Consider the following 15292-nt stretch of genomic DNA (forward strand, 5'->3'; position numbering starts at 1 on the left):
CCCTCAAGAAACTTCGATGCGCGTGCCCTCCCAAGATCACCTTCGCATCACAAGATCGTCTCGGCAGTCCGAGCGGACCGCACTATTCGGTGATCTTTCCGGTGGCGCGACGAAGGTTCCCGTGGTTCGGTCGGGAGGCGCACCGTCCACAGTGGATCCTGTGGACAACCCTGTGGATGAATTCGGGGAGTTTGTGAGGAAGCCTTACTTCACAACGTAAACCCGCGATGCGGGCCTGTGTACTACTCGGCCAGCGTCCGGGCCTGCTCGAGGAGGTTCTGCAGGTGCAGACCACGGCGGACGTCGCACGGGTGCGTCGTGGTGCCGCTGGCGATCATCGCCGCGAAGTCGTCCAGCAGCGCGGTGTAGGACTCCTGCGCCGTGCCCGGTTTGCGCCCGAGCGTCCGATAACCGTGCTGTCCCCAGACGGCGACCTCGACCACGGTCGGCTGCACCGGCAGCCGCAGCGACAGCGTCGCGGTGCTGACCACGCCGTTCTCGTGCGCCAGCATCAGGTGCCAGAGGTCGCCGGGGCTCTGCCGGGCCGCCACGACCTCGGTGATCGGGCCGAGCGCGGCGTCCAGCATGTCCAGCGCGTGCGGGCCGATGTCGAACAGCGCGCCGCCGTCGTCCTGGCGCCACTCCGAAGCGGCGTACTGGCCGCCGAGCAGGGCGCCGGACAGCCAGCGCGCGCCGCCACCGGCCCAGCCGCCCGCCTGGGCGAGGTCCGCGAGCCAGTCCTGGGTCTGCGCGGAGTACCGCAAGGTCAGCACGACGAGCGCGGCGACGTCCGCGGCCGCGACGGCGTCCGCGAGCCGCTGCGCACCGGCGAGGTCGGCCGCGATCGGCTTCTCCAGGATCAGGTGCTTCCCGGCTTCGGCCGCGCGCACGCCCAGTTCGGCCTGTACCGACGGCGGAACGGCCAGCGCGACCGCGTCCACCTGCTCGAACAGCTGCTCGACGCTGCTCGCGGTGGCCGCGCAGTGCGTGTCCGCAAGCGTTTGCGCGGCCTCGGGCCGCCGGGCCCAGACCGCGGTCAGCGCCGTGCCGGGGTGATCCGCCAGGCCGGGCGCGTGGATGGTGGTCGCCCACGGGCCGGCACCGATCAGGCCGACGCGCAGCTGTCCGTCCGCGATGAGCTGTCCCACGAGCCGCAGTCTAGGTGTGTCGCTCGTCGCGCCGGAACCGCGTCCGCGGCTGGTTATGGTTCTCGCATGATCGCCGCGCGCTTCGCCCGTTTCTCCGCTGCCTCTGCCCTGCTGCTGGGGGCGTGCCTCGCCGGGGCCGCGCCCGCGTCGGCGACGGGGACCGAGGGGTCCTGCGCCGAGGGTGCCGGGGTCACCGTGGTCGTCGACTTCGGCGACCTGGGCCCGCAGTCGCTGATCCGCTGCGCGCCCGGCACGCCCGCGAACGGCATCGCGGCCCTGCAGGAGGCCGGCGTCGACGTCGCCGGCTCGCAGAAGTACGGCCTCGCCGTGGCCTGCCGGATCGACGGCAAGCCGGGTCCGGACGTCGAGTCGTGCGCGGGGATGCCGTCGGCGACGGCGTACTGGAGCTACTGGCACGCGAAGCCCGGCGGCACGTGGGAGTCGAGCCAGGAAGGCGCGCAGACGTCGAAGCCGGTCGCGAACGGCTTCGAGGGCTGGGCGTTCGCGCGGCCGAAGTCGGTCAACGACCTGCCGGCGCCGCCTCGCGTCGCGCCGGTCCGGCAGGCGGCCTCTCCGGCTCAGGCACCCGCCGAGCAGGGCAGCTCGTTCCCCTGGGGCCTGGTCATCGGGGCCGTCGTGATCGTGGTGGTCGCCGGCGCCGGGATCGTCGTCGCCCGTCGCCGGCGTGCGCAGTAGGGCGCTGCACCCCGGCGCCTGGTGGGTCTGGGCGCTCGCGCTGGCCGTCGCCGCGAGCCGGACGACGAACCCGCTGCTGCTCGGCCTGATCATCGCCATCGCGGGTTTCGTGGTCGCGAACCGGCGGAGTGACGCGCCGTGGGCGCTGGCGTTCCGGCTCTACGCGTACGTCGGCGCACTGATCGTCGCGTCGCGCGTGCTGTTCCGGATCCTGGTCGGCGGCGAGGACGGCGGCCACGTCCTCCTCGCGCTGCCCCGGATCCCGCTGACCGCCGGGTTGTCGCTGCTCGGGCCGACGTCGGCGGAGGCGCTCCTCGGCGGGTTCTACGACGGCCTGCGGCTGGCCACGATGGTCGTCTGCGTCGGCGCGGCGAACGCCCTGGCCAACCCGAAACGCCTGCTCAAGGCGGTTCCAGGGGCCCTGTACGAGGTGGGTACGGCGGTCACGGTGGCGCTGACGGTGGCGCCGCAGCTCGTCGAGAGCGTCCAGCGCGTGCGACGCGCCCGGCGGCTGCGGGCGGGGCGGACTCGCGGGCTGCGGGCGGTGAAGGGCATCGTGGTGCCGGTGCTGGAGGACGCGATGAACCGGTCGCTGCGGCTCGCGGCCGCGATGGACTCCCGGGGCTACGGGCGCCGGGCGTACCTGAGCCCCGGCGTGCGGGCGCTGATCGCTTCTTGCGTCCTGTTCGGGCTGGTGGGCGTGTGCGTCGGCGTCTACGGCGTGCTCGACGGGACGTCGTCGTGGCTCGGCGTGCCGCTGCTGGCGGTGGGCCTGGCGGTGGCTGTCGTGGGGTTCGTCCTCGGCGGACGGCGAGTCCGGCGGACGGCGTACCGGCCGGATTCGTGGGGGTGGCCGGAGACGCTGGTGGTGCTCGCGGGGGTCGCGTCGTGCGTTTCGCTCTTTCTTTCCGCTCAAGTCGATCCGGCGAACCTGTACCCGTCGTTGAGCCCGTTGCGGTGGCCGGAGGTCTCCTTGCTCCACGTGGTTTCCCTGCTCATCGCGGTGGTGCCCGCGTTCGCGGCGCCTCGTCCTCCCGGGGTGGTCCGGTGATCGAGTTTTCGCGGGTCACAGTGACCTACCCGGACGCCTCGCGGCCGGTGCTTTCGGACGTCTCGTTGCTGGTCGAGGAGGGTGAGCTGTGCCTGGTCGCGGGACCGACCGGGGCCGGCAAGTCGACTTTTCTCGGCGCGATCAACGGGCTCGTCCCGCACTTCACCGGCGGACGTCTGGCCGGGCGGGTGCTGGTGAACGGGCTGGACACCGCTGCCTACCCGCCGCGTGAGCTGGCTTCGGTCGTCGGGGTGGTCGGGCAGGACCCGCTTTCGGGGTTCGTGACCGACACCGTCGAGGAGGAGCTGGCGTACGCGATGGAGCAGCTCGCGGTGGCGCCGGACGTCATGCGCAAGCGCGTCGAGGAAACGCTGGACCTGCTGGGGATCGCGGAGCTGCGCAACCGTCCACTTCGGACTTTGTCGGGCGGGCAGCAGCAGCGCGTCGCGATCGGCTCGGTGCTGACGGCGCACCCGTCCGTCGTGGTGCTCGACGAGCCGACGTCGGCGCTGGACCCGACGGCGGCCGAGGAGGTGCTGGCGGCGATCACCCGGCTGGTGCACGACCTCGGGACGACGGTGGTCGTCGCGGAGCACCGGATGGAGCGGGTGGCGCAGTACGCGGACCGGGTGCTGTACCTGCCGGGCGACGGTTCGGTGCGGTCCGGACCGCCGTCGGAGATCTTGGCGACGTCGTCGATCGCGCCGCCGATCGCCGAGCTGGGACGGCTGGCGGGGTGGTCGCCGTTGCCGTTGTCGGTGCGGGACGCTCGCCGGGTCGCGGGCCCCTTGCGCTCTCGGCTTCAGAAATTGTCGGTGGTGAGTCGTACCCTCTCGGTGACCGGTCAAGCACTGGACGTGAGAGGGGTGGTGGTCCGATACGGAGATGTCCTGGCGGTGCGCGGGGTGGACCTGCGTGTCGGGCAGGGGGAAGTGATCGCGCTGATGGGACGCAACGGCTCCGGCAAGTCGTCGCTTCTCTGGGCGGTGCAGGGCAGCGGCCCGAGGTCGGCGGGGAAGGTCGACGTCGGTGGCGCGGATCCCGCGTCGCTCAAGCCACGAGTGGCCCGTCAGCGCGTCGGGCTGGTCCCGCAGACCCCGGCCGACCTGCTGTACCTCGATTCGGTCGACGCCGAGTGCGTACAGGCCGACACCGAATCGGAGGTCCCGGCGGGAACGGCCCGGGCCCTGCTGGACCGGCTGGCCCCCGGGATAGCCGGTGAAGCGCACCCCGGCGACCTCTCGGAAGGGCAGCGACTGGCGGTGGTGCTGGCGATCCAGCTGGCATCGGCCCCACCGGTCGTGCTGCTCGACGAGCCCACCCGCGGCCTGGACTACCACGCGAAAAGGCGCTTCGCGTCGACCCTGCGAGAGCTGGCCTCGCAGGGCCACGCGGTAGTGCTGGCCACTCACGACGTCGAGTTCGTGGCCACGGTGGCGCACCGCGTGGTGGTGCTGGCCGAGGGCGAGGTGGTCGCGGACGGCCCGACGAAGGAGGTGATCGTCGCGTCGCCGGCGTTCGCCCCGCAGGTGGCGAAGATCCTGGCACCGGAGCAGTGGCTGACGGTGGACGAGGTAGCGGAAGCCCTGGCATGAGGAGGGCGGCGGAGGGGCGGGGGCGGGCGGGCGGGGGCCGGGAGGTGCTGGCGGTTTCGCGGCGGCGGGCGGGCGGGGGCCGTGACTTGCGGCCGGCGCGACCAGCGGTGGTTGCGGCATGAGCGAATTCCTCGGCCCGCCGCCCCGCGCCGTCCGGATCGCCCTCCGGCCCGCGCTGGTCCTCGGCGTCGCGTCCGTCCTCGGCCTCGCCATGTTCTGCTGGCCCCTCTTCGCTCACCCCGCGCCGAGCGAAGCCGCGCACACCGCCGATGCCCCTTTCGTCTTCATGGCGACCCTGCCGGTGCTGATCCTCGTCGTCCTCGCGGAACTCTCGCGTGGGGGCATCGATGCCAAAGCGCTCGCCCTGCTCGGGGTGCTTTCGGCGGTCAACGCCGGCCTGCGGCCGCTCGGGGCCGGGACCGGGGGTATCGAGCTCGTGTTCTTCCTGCTCGTGCTCGCCGGGCGGGTGTTCGGGCCCGGCTTCGGGTTCGTGCTCGGCTCGACTTCGCTCTTCACCAGCGCGCTGCTCACCGCCGGGGTCGGGCCGTGGCTGCCGTTCCAGATGCTCGCGTCCTCGCTCATCGGGCTCGGCGCCGGGCTCTTGCCACGGAAACCGCGCGGCAGGACAGAAATCGCGATGCTCGTGGCGTACGGCGTCTTCGCCGCCTACTTCTTCGGGCTCCTCATGAGCCTCTGGTCATGGCCGTTCCTCGCCGGAACCAGCGTCGGCGCCACCGCGGGCCTCGGGTTCGTCCCCGGTGCGCCGCTCGCCGACAACCTCCACCGGTTCGCGGTGTTCACCGTCCTGACCTCGACCCTCGGCTGGGACACCGGCCGCGCGATCACCAACGCCGTCGCGATCGTCCTGCTGGGTCCGGCCGTCCTAGCCGTGCTGCGGCGCGCGGCCCGGCGGGCTGCCTTCGACGCGCCCGTGGGATTCGGTCAGCCGTAGGAGTAGAAGCCGCGGCCGCTCTTCTTGCCCAGCAGGCCCGCGTCCACCATGCGCAGCAGCAGCGGCGGCGACGAGTACAGCGGCTCCTTGAACTCCGCGTACATCGAGTCCGCGATGGCCTTGATCGTGTCCAGCCCGATCAGGTCGGACAGGCGCAGCGGGCCCATCGGGTGGGCGGTGCCCAGCTCCATGCCGCGGTCGATGTCCTCGGCCGACGCGAAGCCCGATTCGATCATGCGGATCGCCGAGAGCAGGTACGGCACCAGCAGCGAGTTCACGATGAACCCGGCGCGGTCCTGCGAACGGATGACGGTCTTGCCCAGCGCCGTCGTCGCGTGCTCCTCGGCGCGGCGGGCCGTCTCCTCGCTGGTCAGCAGCGAGGGCACCAGCTCGACCAGCGGCAGCACCGGCACCGGGTTGAAGAAGTGGATGCCGACCACCTGCTGCGGCCGGCTCGTCGCCATGCCCAGCTTCATGATCGGGATCGACGACGTGTTGGACGCGAACAGCGCGTCCTCCGCCTCGACGATCTTGTCGAGCTGGCGGAAGACGTCGACCTTCGCCTGCTCCTGCTCGAGGATCGCCTCGATGACCAGTTCGCGGTCGGCGAACTCGGCGATGTCCGTCGTGAAGCGGAGGCGGCTCAGCGCCGACTCGGCGTCCTCGGGGGTGAGCTTGCCGTTCTTGACGCCGCGTTGCAGCGACTTCTCGATCCGGGCCTTGCCCGCGTCGAGTGCCGGCTGGTTCACCTCGGTGACCACGACGTCCACTCCGGACCGGGCGTGCACCTCGGCGATACCGGACCCCATGAGGCCCGCTCCGACGACTCCAACCCGACTTACCACCGGCTCACTCCTTCATCGGCTACCCAGCCCCGCATCGGCGGACCGTGGGCAGCACACAGCGCGCGAGGGCGGTCGCCGGAGTTTGTGGTCCGGCTATGCCCTCGCGCGGTTACGCGTGCTCAACGACGGTACTCGCCGTACCCGTCGTCGTACGGGTCGTCTTGATCATCGCTATCGGCTTCCTCGTAGTGACCACTAGAGGAACCAGTCGACAGCTCGCGCTGCAAAGCATCGAAGTCGGTCTCGTGCGAGCTGTACTTGAGCTCACGCGCCACCTTCGTCTGCTTGGCCTTAGCCCGGCCGCGCCCCATGGCTCGACCCCCTCGCACAGGGGCGGGGCGGCCGGGGGAATCGGCGGCCCCGCATCGTCTCGACAATTCTTTCCTGCTCACACCGTACCGTGTCCGGGGGGTTCGATGCGACGTGGCACGGTGTGCCGGTCGCGACAGTGTCCGCCGGACGCCGGTTACCGGCCGGTCGGTGGCGATCGACGCAGGTAGGCGTGCCACGATCTACTCGTGCTCCGTCCCTTCGTGGCCTACTTGCGGGTGTACGAGCCCCTGCTCGCCCTGGGCGAGCCGCCGGACGAACGGCTGCGTGCGGCCGTCGCGGCGGCCAAGCTGCGACGCACCGACGCGGGGGCGCGCGAGCAGGCCATGTGGCTCAAGTCACAGGTCGCCGCGCCGCGGCGGCTGCTGCCCGCCGAGCTCGCCGACGGGCGTCCGGCACCGAGCCTGCTGACCGACGTCCTGGTGCTCGCGGCCGAGGACGTGCCGGAGGGCAAGGAAGAGCACGGGCCGTTCGTGTGCCCGCTGGAGCTGCGGGCCCGCTCGGCCGCCGCGCTGGTCACCTTCCTCGGCGACGCGCACCCGGCGCTGAAGAACGTCGTCCTCGACGAGGGCGGCTTCACCCAGGAGACGATCCGCGCGCGGACGAAGTCGGCGCTGACGGACCTGAGCACGTCGGCGGCGCACACGCTGTCGACGACCTGGACCGTCCCGCTGCCGTGGTTCGTGCTGATCGACCCCGACGAGCGCCGGCTGGTGCTCGGCGGCGGCCGCGACGCCCCGGAGCGCGAGGTCTCCTGGCGCGCCACCCTCGCCGACGCGCAGCACCGGGCGCGCGAGGCCGGCGAGCTGCTGGAGCAGACGTTCGGCGACTCCGGGCCGGGGCGCGTGCTGTTCGAGACGCGGCGGTGGCTGGACAACTTCCACCCGGACTCCGTGGTCGAGCTCGACTACGGCGGGCTGGTGCAGCTGTTCGCCGACCCGATCCTGGAGGCCGACAACACCGCCGACGAGGTCCACGACATCCTGGACGCACTGCGCTCCGGCAACGTCGAGGAGCTGGCCGAGCTGTTCTCCGACCTGCGCGAGTTCTGGGGCGACCTGGCGTCCCGCGAACGCTCGAACTAGCCGCCCGCCGGGCTCCCAAAACTGTCGGTGCCCGCCGGTAGCGTGGAAAACGGGGGCTGCTCAGCGCAGCTCGGGCACCCGCACCTCGCCGACCGGGCGGCCGCCGCCGAGCACCGAGCCGTGGGCCAAGCCGTCGAGCCTCGAAACGTCCACACCCAGGTACCGCAGCGCCTCGACGGCCAGCGGCGCGCACGCCCGCTTGTTGCCGTCGTCGATCTTCACCGCCATCGCGAACCCGTCCGGGAGCGCGAACGCGTGGACGCCCTCCGCGCCGCCCTTGGACACCAGACCGTCCACGGCGGACATCAGGTCCGTGTCCTCGCGGCCGGTGCCCGCCACCAGCCACGGGTGCGCGCGCATCGCCGAGGCGACCGCCTGCGCCGGCCCGTCCGGCGCGACGGCCACGCGGCCGAACGCCCGGGCCAGCGACGTCAGGGAAAACGCGAACAGCGGCGCGCCACAGCCGTCGACACCCGTGTGGGCGATCGGCTCGCCGGTCAGGTCGGACACGGCCGCCGCGATCGCCTGCTGGAGCGGGTGGTCCGGGGACTCGTAGCCGGACGTCGGCCAGCCGGCGCGCACGCACGTCGTCAGCATCGCCGTGTGCTTGCCCGAGCAGTTCATCATCACGCGCCGCGGCTCGGCGGCGTCGCGCATGCTCGGCACGTGCAGCGGGAAGTCGGGCGGGCACGCGAGGTCGTCTTCCTGCAGCCCGGCGGCCTGCAGCAGCTCCAGGACCCGCTTGACGTGCATGGGCTCGCCGGAGTGCGACGCGCACGCCAGCGCCAGGTCCTCGCCCGTGAAGTCCAGGCCGGACCGCAGCATCCCGACGGCCTGCAGCGGCTTGTTGGACGAGCGCGGGAAGACCGGGGAAGTCACGTCGCCGAGGGCCAGGCGCGCGTCGCCTTCGGGGCCGGTGATCACGAGCGCGCCGCGGTGGACGCTTTCGACGAACCCGGAACGGACGACTTCGGCGAGGACGGGGTTCGTCACTCGCCGTGCCCGCCTTCGCTCTCCAGCAGCTCGTCCACAGTGGCCGAACCCTGCTGGTAGCGCTTCGCGATCTCCGCGTTGAACGCGTCCATCACGCCCTGGACCTCGCGCCGGAAGGACGACACCGACAGCTCTTCGCTGGCGTAGGTGTCCAAAGCGGAGGCGAGCTTCTCGTCCGTCAGGGACTCGACGTCGGTGAGATCGGTGTCGCCGATCAGGGCCTCGGCGTGCCGGCGGTGCTCTCCGGCGCGCGACGGCTCGAGCTGCTGGTGACGTCCGGAACCGGCGGCCGGGCCCAGCGCGTTGTCCGCCAGGATCGTGGCCAGCTGGTCGACGATGCTCGACTCGCCGCCGGAGCTGCGCCGCGCCTGCTCGGCGCGGACGATGTCGATCCGGGCGTGCAGGAGACGGCGCAGGTAGGACAGGTCCGTCTCTTCCTGCGCGGCTTCGTCGCGCCGCTCGCGCAGCACCTTCAGCGGCAGTTCACCCAGGCCGCTGAGGTACCCCGGGCCGAGCACGCGGTCGATCCGCCGCCTGCCGCCGGGCCGCACTTCGATCACAGCGCAGTTTATCCCGGTTGAGCGTGATCTCGCTGTCAGGGGCTTTCGTTCAGCCACGAAGTTGCGCCGCCGCCGCGCGGCCCGGCGCGGGCTGCTCCGACAGGACGGAGTCGGGGTCGATCGCCGCCTGGACGAGGTTGTCCTCCGAGCCCGCCAGCAGCTCGGCGCCCACCGGAGTAGACCGCTTGACCAGCGCCAACGCGATCGGTCCCAGCTCGTGGTGCTGGATCACCGTGCCGATCCGGCCGACGGTCCGGCCGTCGAGCAGCACCGGGTCGCCGGTTTCCGGTCTGATCTCGGGCGAACCGTCCAGGTGCAGCAGGAGCAGGTTGCGCGGCGGACGTCCCACGTTGTGGACTTTCGACACCGTCTCCTGGCCGCGGTAGCAGCCCTTCGCGACGTGCGCGGCCGAGCCGACCCAGCCCACCTCGTGCGGGATCGTGCGGTCGTCGGTGTCCACTCCCAGCCGCGGCCGCAGCGACTCGACGCGCAGCGCGTCGAACACCCAGCTGCCGGCCGCGCGGGCCCCAGCGTCGGTGAGGCGCTTCCACCAGTCCACCAGCGACGCGCGCGGAACCGCCAGGTCGACGCTCGACCGGCCCGGCCACGGCATCCGCCGCGCGAAGCCGCCACCCGGCAACGCCGCGACCGCGTACGGCTCGGGGCCGACCTCGGCGCCGGCCGCGCTCAGCACGCGCTCGGCGTCCGGGCCGAGCACGGTGAGCAGGGCCAGCTCGTCGGTCGCGTCGCGGATGTCCACCTTGGACCAGAACTTCATGGCTTCGAGGTACTCGCGCAGCGTCTGCGGACCGCCCTTGGGCAGCGCGCTCGTGACGCTCGTGCCCGGGTCGGTGTCGAGGTAGACGGTGCCGTCGAGGTGCGCGACCACCATGTGCGTCTCGACGCGGCCCTGGCTGTCGAGCACCAGCGCCTCGGTGCCGGTTCCCTCGGCCAGCTCGGTCACGTGCTGCGAGATCACCAGGTGCAGCCACGAAAGCCGCTCTTCGCCGGAGACGGCGAGGACCTCGCGGTGCGACCGGTCGATCACGACCACGCCGCGCGACGCCGTGCGCTGCTCCGCGAACGGGTCTCCCCAGTGCCAGGGCACTCCGGCTTCCGGGTGGTCGTCAGGCGGAGGGATGGATCCGGGCACGTCCAGCAGCGGCGAGCGGTACGGCATACCGCCCAGCCTAGGTGAGTACCGTGTCGGCATGCGCGTGCTCGTCTTCCTCGACGGAACCCCGGCCGACCCCGACGCCGCCCAGATCAAGGTCGACGACCTCGGTCTGCTGCGCGGCGACGGCGTCTTCGAGACGATCCTCGTCGTCGACGGCAAGCCCCGCGAACTGCGTCCGCACCTCGAGCGGCTCGCCCGCTCGGCCGCCATGCTCGACCTGCCCGAGCCCGACCTGAGCGCGTGGGAACGGGTCGTTTCGCTGGTGCTCGAAAGGTGGTCCGGCAGCGCCGAAATGGCGTTGAAACTGGTGTACACCAGGGGTTCCGACGGCGACCCCGGCGCCGGCCCGACCGGGTTCGCGCTCGGTTCGGAGGTCTCGCCGTCGATCTTGCGGGCCCGCGCCGAGGGCGTCGCCGCGATCACCCTCGAACGTGGTTTCCCGCCGGACCTCGCCGAGCGCGCGGCCTGGCTGCTGCTCGGCGCGAAGCCGTTGTCGTACGCCGTCAACATGGCCGCGGTGCGCGAAGCCGGCCGCCGCGGCGCCGAAGATGTGATTTTCACCGCCGCCGACGGCTCGGTGTTCGAAGGGCCGACGTCGACCGTGGTGCTGGCGAAGGGCCGGACGCTCTACACACCGCCGTCGAGCATCGGCATCCTGCCGGGCACGACGCAGGCCGCGCTGTTCCGCGGGGCCGAGAAGGCGGGCTGGGCGGTCAAGGTGGAGCCGCTGACCGTCCGCGACCTGGTCGAGGGCGACGGCGTCTTCATGGCGTCGAGCGTGCGGAAGCTGACCCGCGTGCACACGCTGGACGGCGAGCGGCTGCCGGATTCGTCGGCCGGGTACGCCGAGCTGGTGGCGGCCTACGAGAGCGAATACGCCTGAGTGATCCGCACGATCGCCGGCGCGACCTCCTCGGCGCGGTAGGCGGCGATCTTGTGGTGCCCGTCGATGATCAGCTCGCGGTCGCCGTCGGCCAGCACGACCGCGACCGGGCGGTGGCCGGTGCGGATGGCGGTCCGGTAGTAGCCGACGCGGGCCTCGTCGGACGGCGGCCAGACGTCGGTGGGGGTGAGCAGCTGGTCCTCGGCCAGCCGTTCGGGACCGCTCACGCGGTAGTCGCCGTCGACGAGCAGGTCGAGGACCGGGCCGAGCGTGGTGGCGAGCGGGCGGCGCAGCTGACCGGTGGCCAGCGCGATCCGCAGCGACTGGGGCAGCTCCGCCCGCGCTCGCGCGTTCACGTCCAGGAAACCCGTGCCACCGCTGATCGTCACCTTCTCCACGCCTATGAGGACGGGCGGCGGCGCGACAAGGTTCCAGCTCTCACGCGGACGGGTGCACGGCGTGACCCGGGTCTCACTCGCGTGGCGGTACAGGACTTTCAGGACATCCGGAACCGCACCCGGGTGCCCGGCCGGGCCTGCGCGAGCGCGCTCAGCGCACCGGCCCGGACGACGGCCGCGACGGGGTAGCCGCCGGTGGTCGGGTGGTCGGCGAGGAACACCACCGGCAGCCCGCTCGGCGGCACCTGGATCGCCCCGGTGACCACGCCTTCGCTGGGCAGTTCGCCTTCGATAGCCCGCCGCAACGGCGTCCCGTCGAGGCGCAGGCCGACGCGGTTCGACTCGGCCGTGACCGTCCACCACGCCGACAGCCCGCCGGCCGGGTCGTCGAGCCAGTCGTCGCGGGGGCCGAGCGTCACCGGGACGACCAGGTCGGCCGGCGCGGGACTCGGCACGACGACGTCCGCGCCCGCCGGGATCCCGGGTTCGCCGAGGGGCAGCACGTCGCCGGCGCGAAGCGGCGCCGGGCCGATGCCCGACAGGACGTCCGACGAGCGGCTGCCCAGCACCTCGTCCACCGCGATCCCGCCGGAAACCGCCAGGTAGCAGCGCAAGCCGGCCGCCGGCGTGCCGACCGACACCGTCTGGCCGGCCCGCACCGGCACCGGCACGTGGGACCCGACGGTCCGGCCGTCGACCGAAACCGGGACGGCCGGACCGGTCACCGCGACCGTCGCCGAGGCCGTGAACCGCACCGACGGGCCGCCGAGCAGGGCTTCGATCCCGGCGGCCCCCTCGGAGTTGCCCACCAGGCGGTTCGCCAGCCGCAGCGACGCCGTGTCGAGCGCCCCGGACGGGGCGACGCCGAGGTGCGCGTAGCCGGGCCGGCCCAGGTCCTCGACCAGCGCGTACCGCCCGGGGTCGACGACTTCGACGGACCTCATCGGACGGCCCGGAAGCGGACGCGGTCACCCGGCGCGAACAGCGCGGGCGGGTCGGCGTGCGGGTCGAACAGCGTTGCCGAAGTGTGCCCGAGCAAGCGCCAGCCACCCGGGGACGCCCGCGGGTAGACGCCGGTGAACTCACCGGCGATCCCAACCGACCCGGCCGGGACGCGGGTGCGCGGGGACTCGAGCCGCGGCTGCCGCAGTTCCGGGGGAAGCCCGGTCAGGTAGCCGAATCCGGGCGCGAACCCGGTGAACGCGACGGTGTAGACGGCCTGGGTGTGCAGCTCGGCGACCGCGTCCGCGGAGACCCCGGCGTCCGAGGCGATCAGGGAAAGGTCCTCGCCGTCGTAGCGGACGTCGAGGGTGACTTCGCGGGGCTCGCCGGCCGGTGGGTGCGTCAGGTCGGCGTCGTCCAGCAGCTCTTTGACGGCGGCCACGCCGCCGACGACCAGCAGGCTGCGGGCGCCGGGCACGAGGTCGACGACGGCGCCGGGACGCGCGGCGAGGACCGTGGCGTGAGCCGCCCGCATCTGGTCGAGCGAATCGCAGTCGAGCAGGGCGGCGTCCTCGCCACAGCGCCGCCAGCGCACGGCGTCAGCCGACGACGCGACGCAGCAGGGCCGAGGTGTGCGGCTGCATCTCCTGGCCCATCATCGCGCGCTCCTCGACGTAGCCGAGGGAGCCTTCGATGAGGCCGTACAGCCGCTGGGCCGCGGTGACGTCCTTGGCCGTGGCCGTGCGGATCACCGCGTCGGTGCCGAGCTCCCAGGACGTCTGGGTGCGCGGCTTGCCGTAGTACAGCTCGACGATGCCGGTGTTGTGGGTGAGCAGCAGCTCGATCGTGTCGTCCGCCTGCGGCCGCCAGAACCCGGACTCGCGGGCGGCGGGACGGATGACGTTGCCGTCGTCGTCCAGCAGCCACGCGCGGGCCTCGTGGACGAGGAACGGGCGGCCGTCGTGGGAGATCGTCAGCTGCTGCGCGAACTTGCGCGGGCCTTCGATGGTCGGGTAGTCGACCTCGCCCTCACCGCGCCAGACGCCGACGAGCGGCAGCAGCGCGAGGCAGGCTTCGTTGAGGTCCGGCCCCTCACGCAGGTTCGCGGTGTCGTTCGGGATGGGCAGGTCGTCCCACAGCGGGAGGTTGCGCGCGCGGGTGCTTTCCGCGCGGATCTCCGCTGCCACGATGGCGTCGTCGCCGCTGGCACTCATCGGTCAGCGCTGGTCCGCGTACAGGCGGTAGACGACGTACACGGCGAACCAGGTGATCGCGACGCCGGCCAGCACCAGCAAAGTCGTAAACAGAGCTTCCACGCCCAGCAGGATAGTCCGCCGCCGCCCACCGGGCCCGGTGCAGGGTCGCCGCGGTGAGCACGGTCACCGCGAGCAGGCCCCGGAAAGCCGTGAAGGCCACCTCCAGGAACTCAAAGTTCCTCAAGGTGGCCTTCACGAAGTACGCGAGTCAGGCGACGGAGATGGCCAGCTGGTGCAGGCCCGGACCCTCCGCCGTCACGGATGCTTCGCCGTTGCCGGTGCGGTGCAGTGCGCGCACCGTCCACTCGCCCGGGGCCGCGTAGAAGCGGAAGTCGCCGTCGGCCGAGGAGACCACCTCGCCGGTGAAGTCGCCGCCGCCGTCGAGGAGGCGGACGAACGCGCCGCCGACCGGGCCGTCCGCGCCCGTCACCTTGCCCGCGAGCACGACCTGGCCCTTGGTGTCGTAGTCCGCCGGCGTGGCCTCCTGGACCGGTGCGCCGCAGCTGTCGTCGACCGCCATCACTTCGCTCCCAACTCGACCGGCACGCCGACCAGCGAGCCGTATTCCGTCCACGAACCGTCGTAGTTCTTCACGTCCTCGTGGCCGAGCAGCTCGTGGAGCGCGAACCACGCGATGGACGAACGCTCGCCGATGCGGCAGTAGGCGATGGTGCCCTTGCTCGCGTCGATGCCCTGCTCCTTGTAGAGCTCGTCGATCTCGGCCTCGGTCTTGAAGGTGCCGTCCTCGTTGGCCACCTTCGCCCACGGCACGTTCAGCGCGCCCGGGATGTGGCCGGGGACCTGGGACTGCTCCTGCGGCAGGTGCGCCGGGGCGAGCAGCTTGCCGGAGAACTCGTCCGGCGACCGGACGTCGACGAAGTTCTTCGCGCCGATGGACTGGACGACCTCGTCGCGGAACGCGCGCAGGGAGAGGTCCTGGTCCTTGGCCTTGTAGTCGGTGGTGTCGCGCTTGACCTCGTCGGAGCTCAGCTCACGGCCGTCGAGCTCCCACTTCTTGCGCCCGCCGTCGAGCAGCTGGACGTTCTCGTGGCCGTAGAGCTTGAAGTACCAGTACGCGTAGGCGGCGAACCAGTTGTTGTTGCCGCCGTAGAGGATCACGCGGTCGTCGTTCGAGATGCCCTTCTCCGACAGGAGCTTCTCGAAGCCCTCCTTGGAGACGAAGTCGCGGCGCACCCCGTCCTGCAGGTCCTTGCGCCAGTCGAACTTCACCGCGCCCCGGATGTGGCCTCCGTCGTACGCGGTGGTGTCCTCGTCGACCTCGGCGAACACGACGCCGGGGGTGTCCAGGTTCTCCTCGGCCCACTGGGTGGTGACCAGGACATCTTCACGGCTCATGAGAACAGAACTCTCTTTCTGGGTT

18 protein-coding genes are annotated in these 15292 nt (G+C 72.1%); 6 read left to right on the forward strand and 12 right to left on the reverse strand.

Features of this window, described 5'->3' with window-relative positions; genetic code table 11:
* Window positions 1–242 precede the first annotated feature (242 nt).
* Window positions 243–1148 (reverse strand): Gfo/Idh/MocA family oxidoreductase, encoded by a 906-nt coding sequence (locus ABZ342_RS05460; RefSeq protein WP_360468979.1) that lies wholly within the window; start codon window positions 1146–1148, stop codon window positions 243–245.
* 66 nt (window positions 1149–1214) lie between these two features.
* Here ABZ342_RS05460 and ABZ342_RS05465 point away from each other — a divergent pair, with 66 nt between their 5' ends.
* From ABZ342_RS05465 to ABZ342_RS05480, 4 genes are all read left to right on the forward strand, one after another.
* Window positions 1215–1844 (forward strand): hypothetical protein, encoded by a 630-nt coding sequence (locus ABZ342_RS05465; RefSeq protein ID WP_360468981.1) that lies wholly within the window; start codon window positions 1215–1217, stop codon window positions 1842–1844.
* On the forward strand, window positions 1834–2895 hold the full coding sequence (locus ABZ342_RS05470) for a CbiQ family ECF transporter T component (protein ID WP_360468984.1): 1062 nt from the start codon (window positions 1834–1836) through the stop codon (window positions 2893–2895). Before ABZ342_RS05465 ends, ABZ342_RS05470 begins: the two co-directional genes overlap by 11 nt.
* Window positions 2892–4490 carry an ATP-binding cassette domain-containing protein gene (locus tag ABZ342_RS05475; protein WP_360468987.1) on the forward strand — a complete coding sequence of 533 codons (1599 nt, stop codon included), beginning with the start codon at window positions 2892–2894 and terminating at the stop codon, window positions 4488–4490. Before ABZ342_RS05470 ends, ABZ342_RS05475 begins: the two co-directional genes overlap by 4 nt.
* A 118-nt stretch (window positions 4491–4608) precedes the next feature.
* Complete coding sequence (locus tag ABZ342_RS05480; protein ID WP_360468990.1) at window positions 4609–5442, forward strand: ECF transporter S component; 834 nt, start codon at window positions 4609–4611, stop codon at window positions 5440–5442.
* Here ABZ342_RS05480 and ABZ342_RS05485 read toward each other — a convergent pair.
* The gene (locus ABZ342_RS05485) at window positions 5433–6287 is read right to left on the reverse strand and encodes a 3-hydroxybutyryl-CoA dehydrogenase (RefSeq protein ID WP_196425782.1); all 855 of its coding nucleotides are present in this window, start codon (window positions 6285–6287) and stop codon (window positions 5433–5435) included. The two genes, ABZ342_RS05480 and ABZ342_RS05485, sit on opposite strands and share 10 nt — an antisense overlap.
* Window positions 6288–6406: 119 nt before the next feature.
* The gene (locus ABZ342_RS05490; protein ID WP_155547992.1) at window positions 6407–6598 is read right to left on the reverse strand and encodes a DUF3073 domain-containing protein; all 192 of its coding nucleotides are present in this window, start codon (window positions 6596–6598) and stop codon (window positions 6407–6409) included.
* Window positions 6599–6805: 207 nt separating this feature from the next.
* On the opposite strand from ABZ342_RS05490, the gene ABZ342_RS05495 reads away from it, so the two are divergent.
* The gene (locus ABZ342_RS05495; RefSeq protein ID WP_360468994.1) at window positions 6806–7702 is read left to right on the forward strand and encodes a hypothetical protein; all 897 of its coding nucleotides are present in this window, start codon (window positions 6806–6808) and stop codon (window positions 7700–7702) included.
* A 60-nt stretch (window positions 7703–7762) separates the two neighbouring features.
* Here ABZ342_RS05495 and ABZ342_RS05500 read toward each other — a convergent pair whose 3' ends face one another.
* The 3 genes from ABZ342_RS05500 to ABZ342_RS05510 are packed head-to-tail and all read right to left on the reverse strand — an operon-like array spanning window position 7763 to window position 10435.
* Window positions 7763–8695, reverse strand: a complete 933-nt coding sequence (locus ABZ342_RS05500; protein WP_360468997.1) for an asparaginase — start codon at window positions 8693–8695, stop codon at window positions 7763–7765.
* On the reverse strand, window positions 8692–9255 hold the full coding sequence (locus ABZ342_RS05505; protein ID WP_155547990.1) for an aerial mycelium formation protein: 564 nt from the start codon (window positions 9253–9255) through the stop codon (window positions 8692–8694). Before ABZ342_RS05505 ends, ABZ342_RS05500 begins: the two co-directional genes overlap by 4 nt.
* Window positions 9256–9304: 49 nt before the next feature.
* Window positions 9305–10435, reverse strand: a complete 1131-nt coding sequence (locus ABZ342_RS05510) for a folate-binding protein (RefSeq protein WP_360468999.1) — start codon at window positions 10433–10435, stop codon at window positions 9305–9307.
* Window positions 10436–10466: 31 nt separating this feature from the next.
* On the opposite strand from ABZ342_RS05510, the gene ABZ342_RS05515 reads away from it, so the two are divergent.
* Entirely contained in the window at window positions 10467–11315 is an 849-nt protein-coding gene (locus ABZ342_RS05515; RefSeq protein ID WP_360469002.1) for an aminodeoxychorismate lyase, read from the forward strand.
* Here the strand turns inward: ABZ342_RS05515 and ABZ342_RS05520 are convergent.
* From ABZ342_RS05520 to ABZ342_RS05545, 6 genes are all read right to left on the reverse strand, one after another.
* Window positions 11294–11713, reverse strand: a complete 420-nt coding sequence (locus ABZ342_RS05520) for a hypothetical protein (RefSeq protein ID WP_196425780.1) — start codon at window positions 11711–11713, stop codon at window positions 11294–11296. The two genes, ABZ342_RS05515 and ABZ342_RS05520, sit on opposite strands and share 22 nt — an antisense overlap.
* 98 nt (window positions 11714–11811) lie before the next feature.
* Entirely contained in the window at window positions 11812–12657 is an 846-nt protein-coding gene (locus tag ABZ342_RS05525) for a biotin-dependent carboxyltransferase family protein (RefSeq protein WP_360469004.1), read from the reverse strand.
* Window positions 12654–13250, reverse strand: coding sequence for an allophanate hydrolase subunit 1 (locus ABZ342_RS05530; protein ID WP_360469007.1), 597 nt, complete (start codon window positions 13248–13250; stop codon window positions 12654–12656). The genes ABZ342_RS05525 and ABZ342_RS05530 overlap by 4 nt, the downstream gene beginning before the upstream one ends.
* Before the next feature lie 4 nt (window positions 13251–13254).
* A complete protein-coding gene (locus tag ABZ342_RS05535; RefSeq protein ID WP_155547985.1) occupies window positions 13255–13869 on the reverse strand; it encodes an FABP family protein in 615 nt (204 codons plus the stop codon).
* A 250-nt stretch (window positions 13870–14119) separates the two neighbouring features.
* Window positions 14120–14431: a DUF1416 domain-containing protein gene (locus ABZ342_RS05540; RefSeq protein WP_196425779.1), complete on the reverse strand. Its 312-nt coding sequence runs from the start codon at window positions 14429–14431 to the stop codon at window positions 14120–14122.
* The gene (locus tag ABZ342_RS05545; RefSeq protein ID WP_360469011.1) at window positions 14431–15267 is read right to left on the reverse strand and encodes a sulfurtransferase; all 837 of its coding nucleotides are present in this window, start codon (window positions 15265–15267) and stop codon (window positions 14431–14433) included. Before ABZ342_RS05545 ends, ABZ342_RS05540 begins: the two co-directional genes overlap by 1 nt.
* Between the last annotated feature and the right edge of the window lie 25 nt (window positions 15268–15292).

Origin of the sequence: Amycolatopsis sp. NPDC005961 (assembly GCF_040629235.1) — a bacterium.
GTDB lineage: Bacteria > Actinomycetota > Actinomycetes > Mycobacteriales > Pseudonocardiaceae > Amycolatopsis > Amycolatopsis camponoti.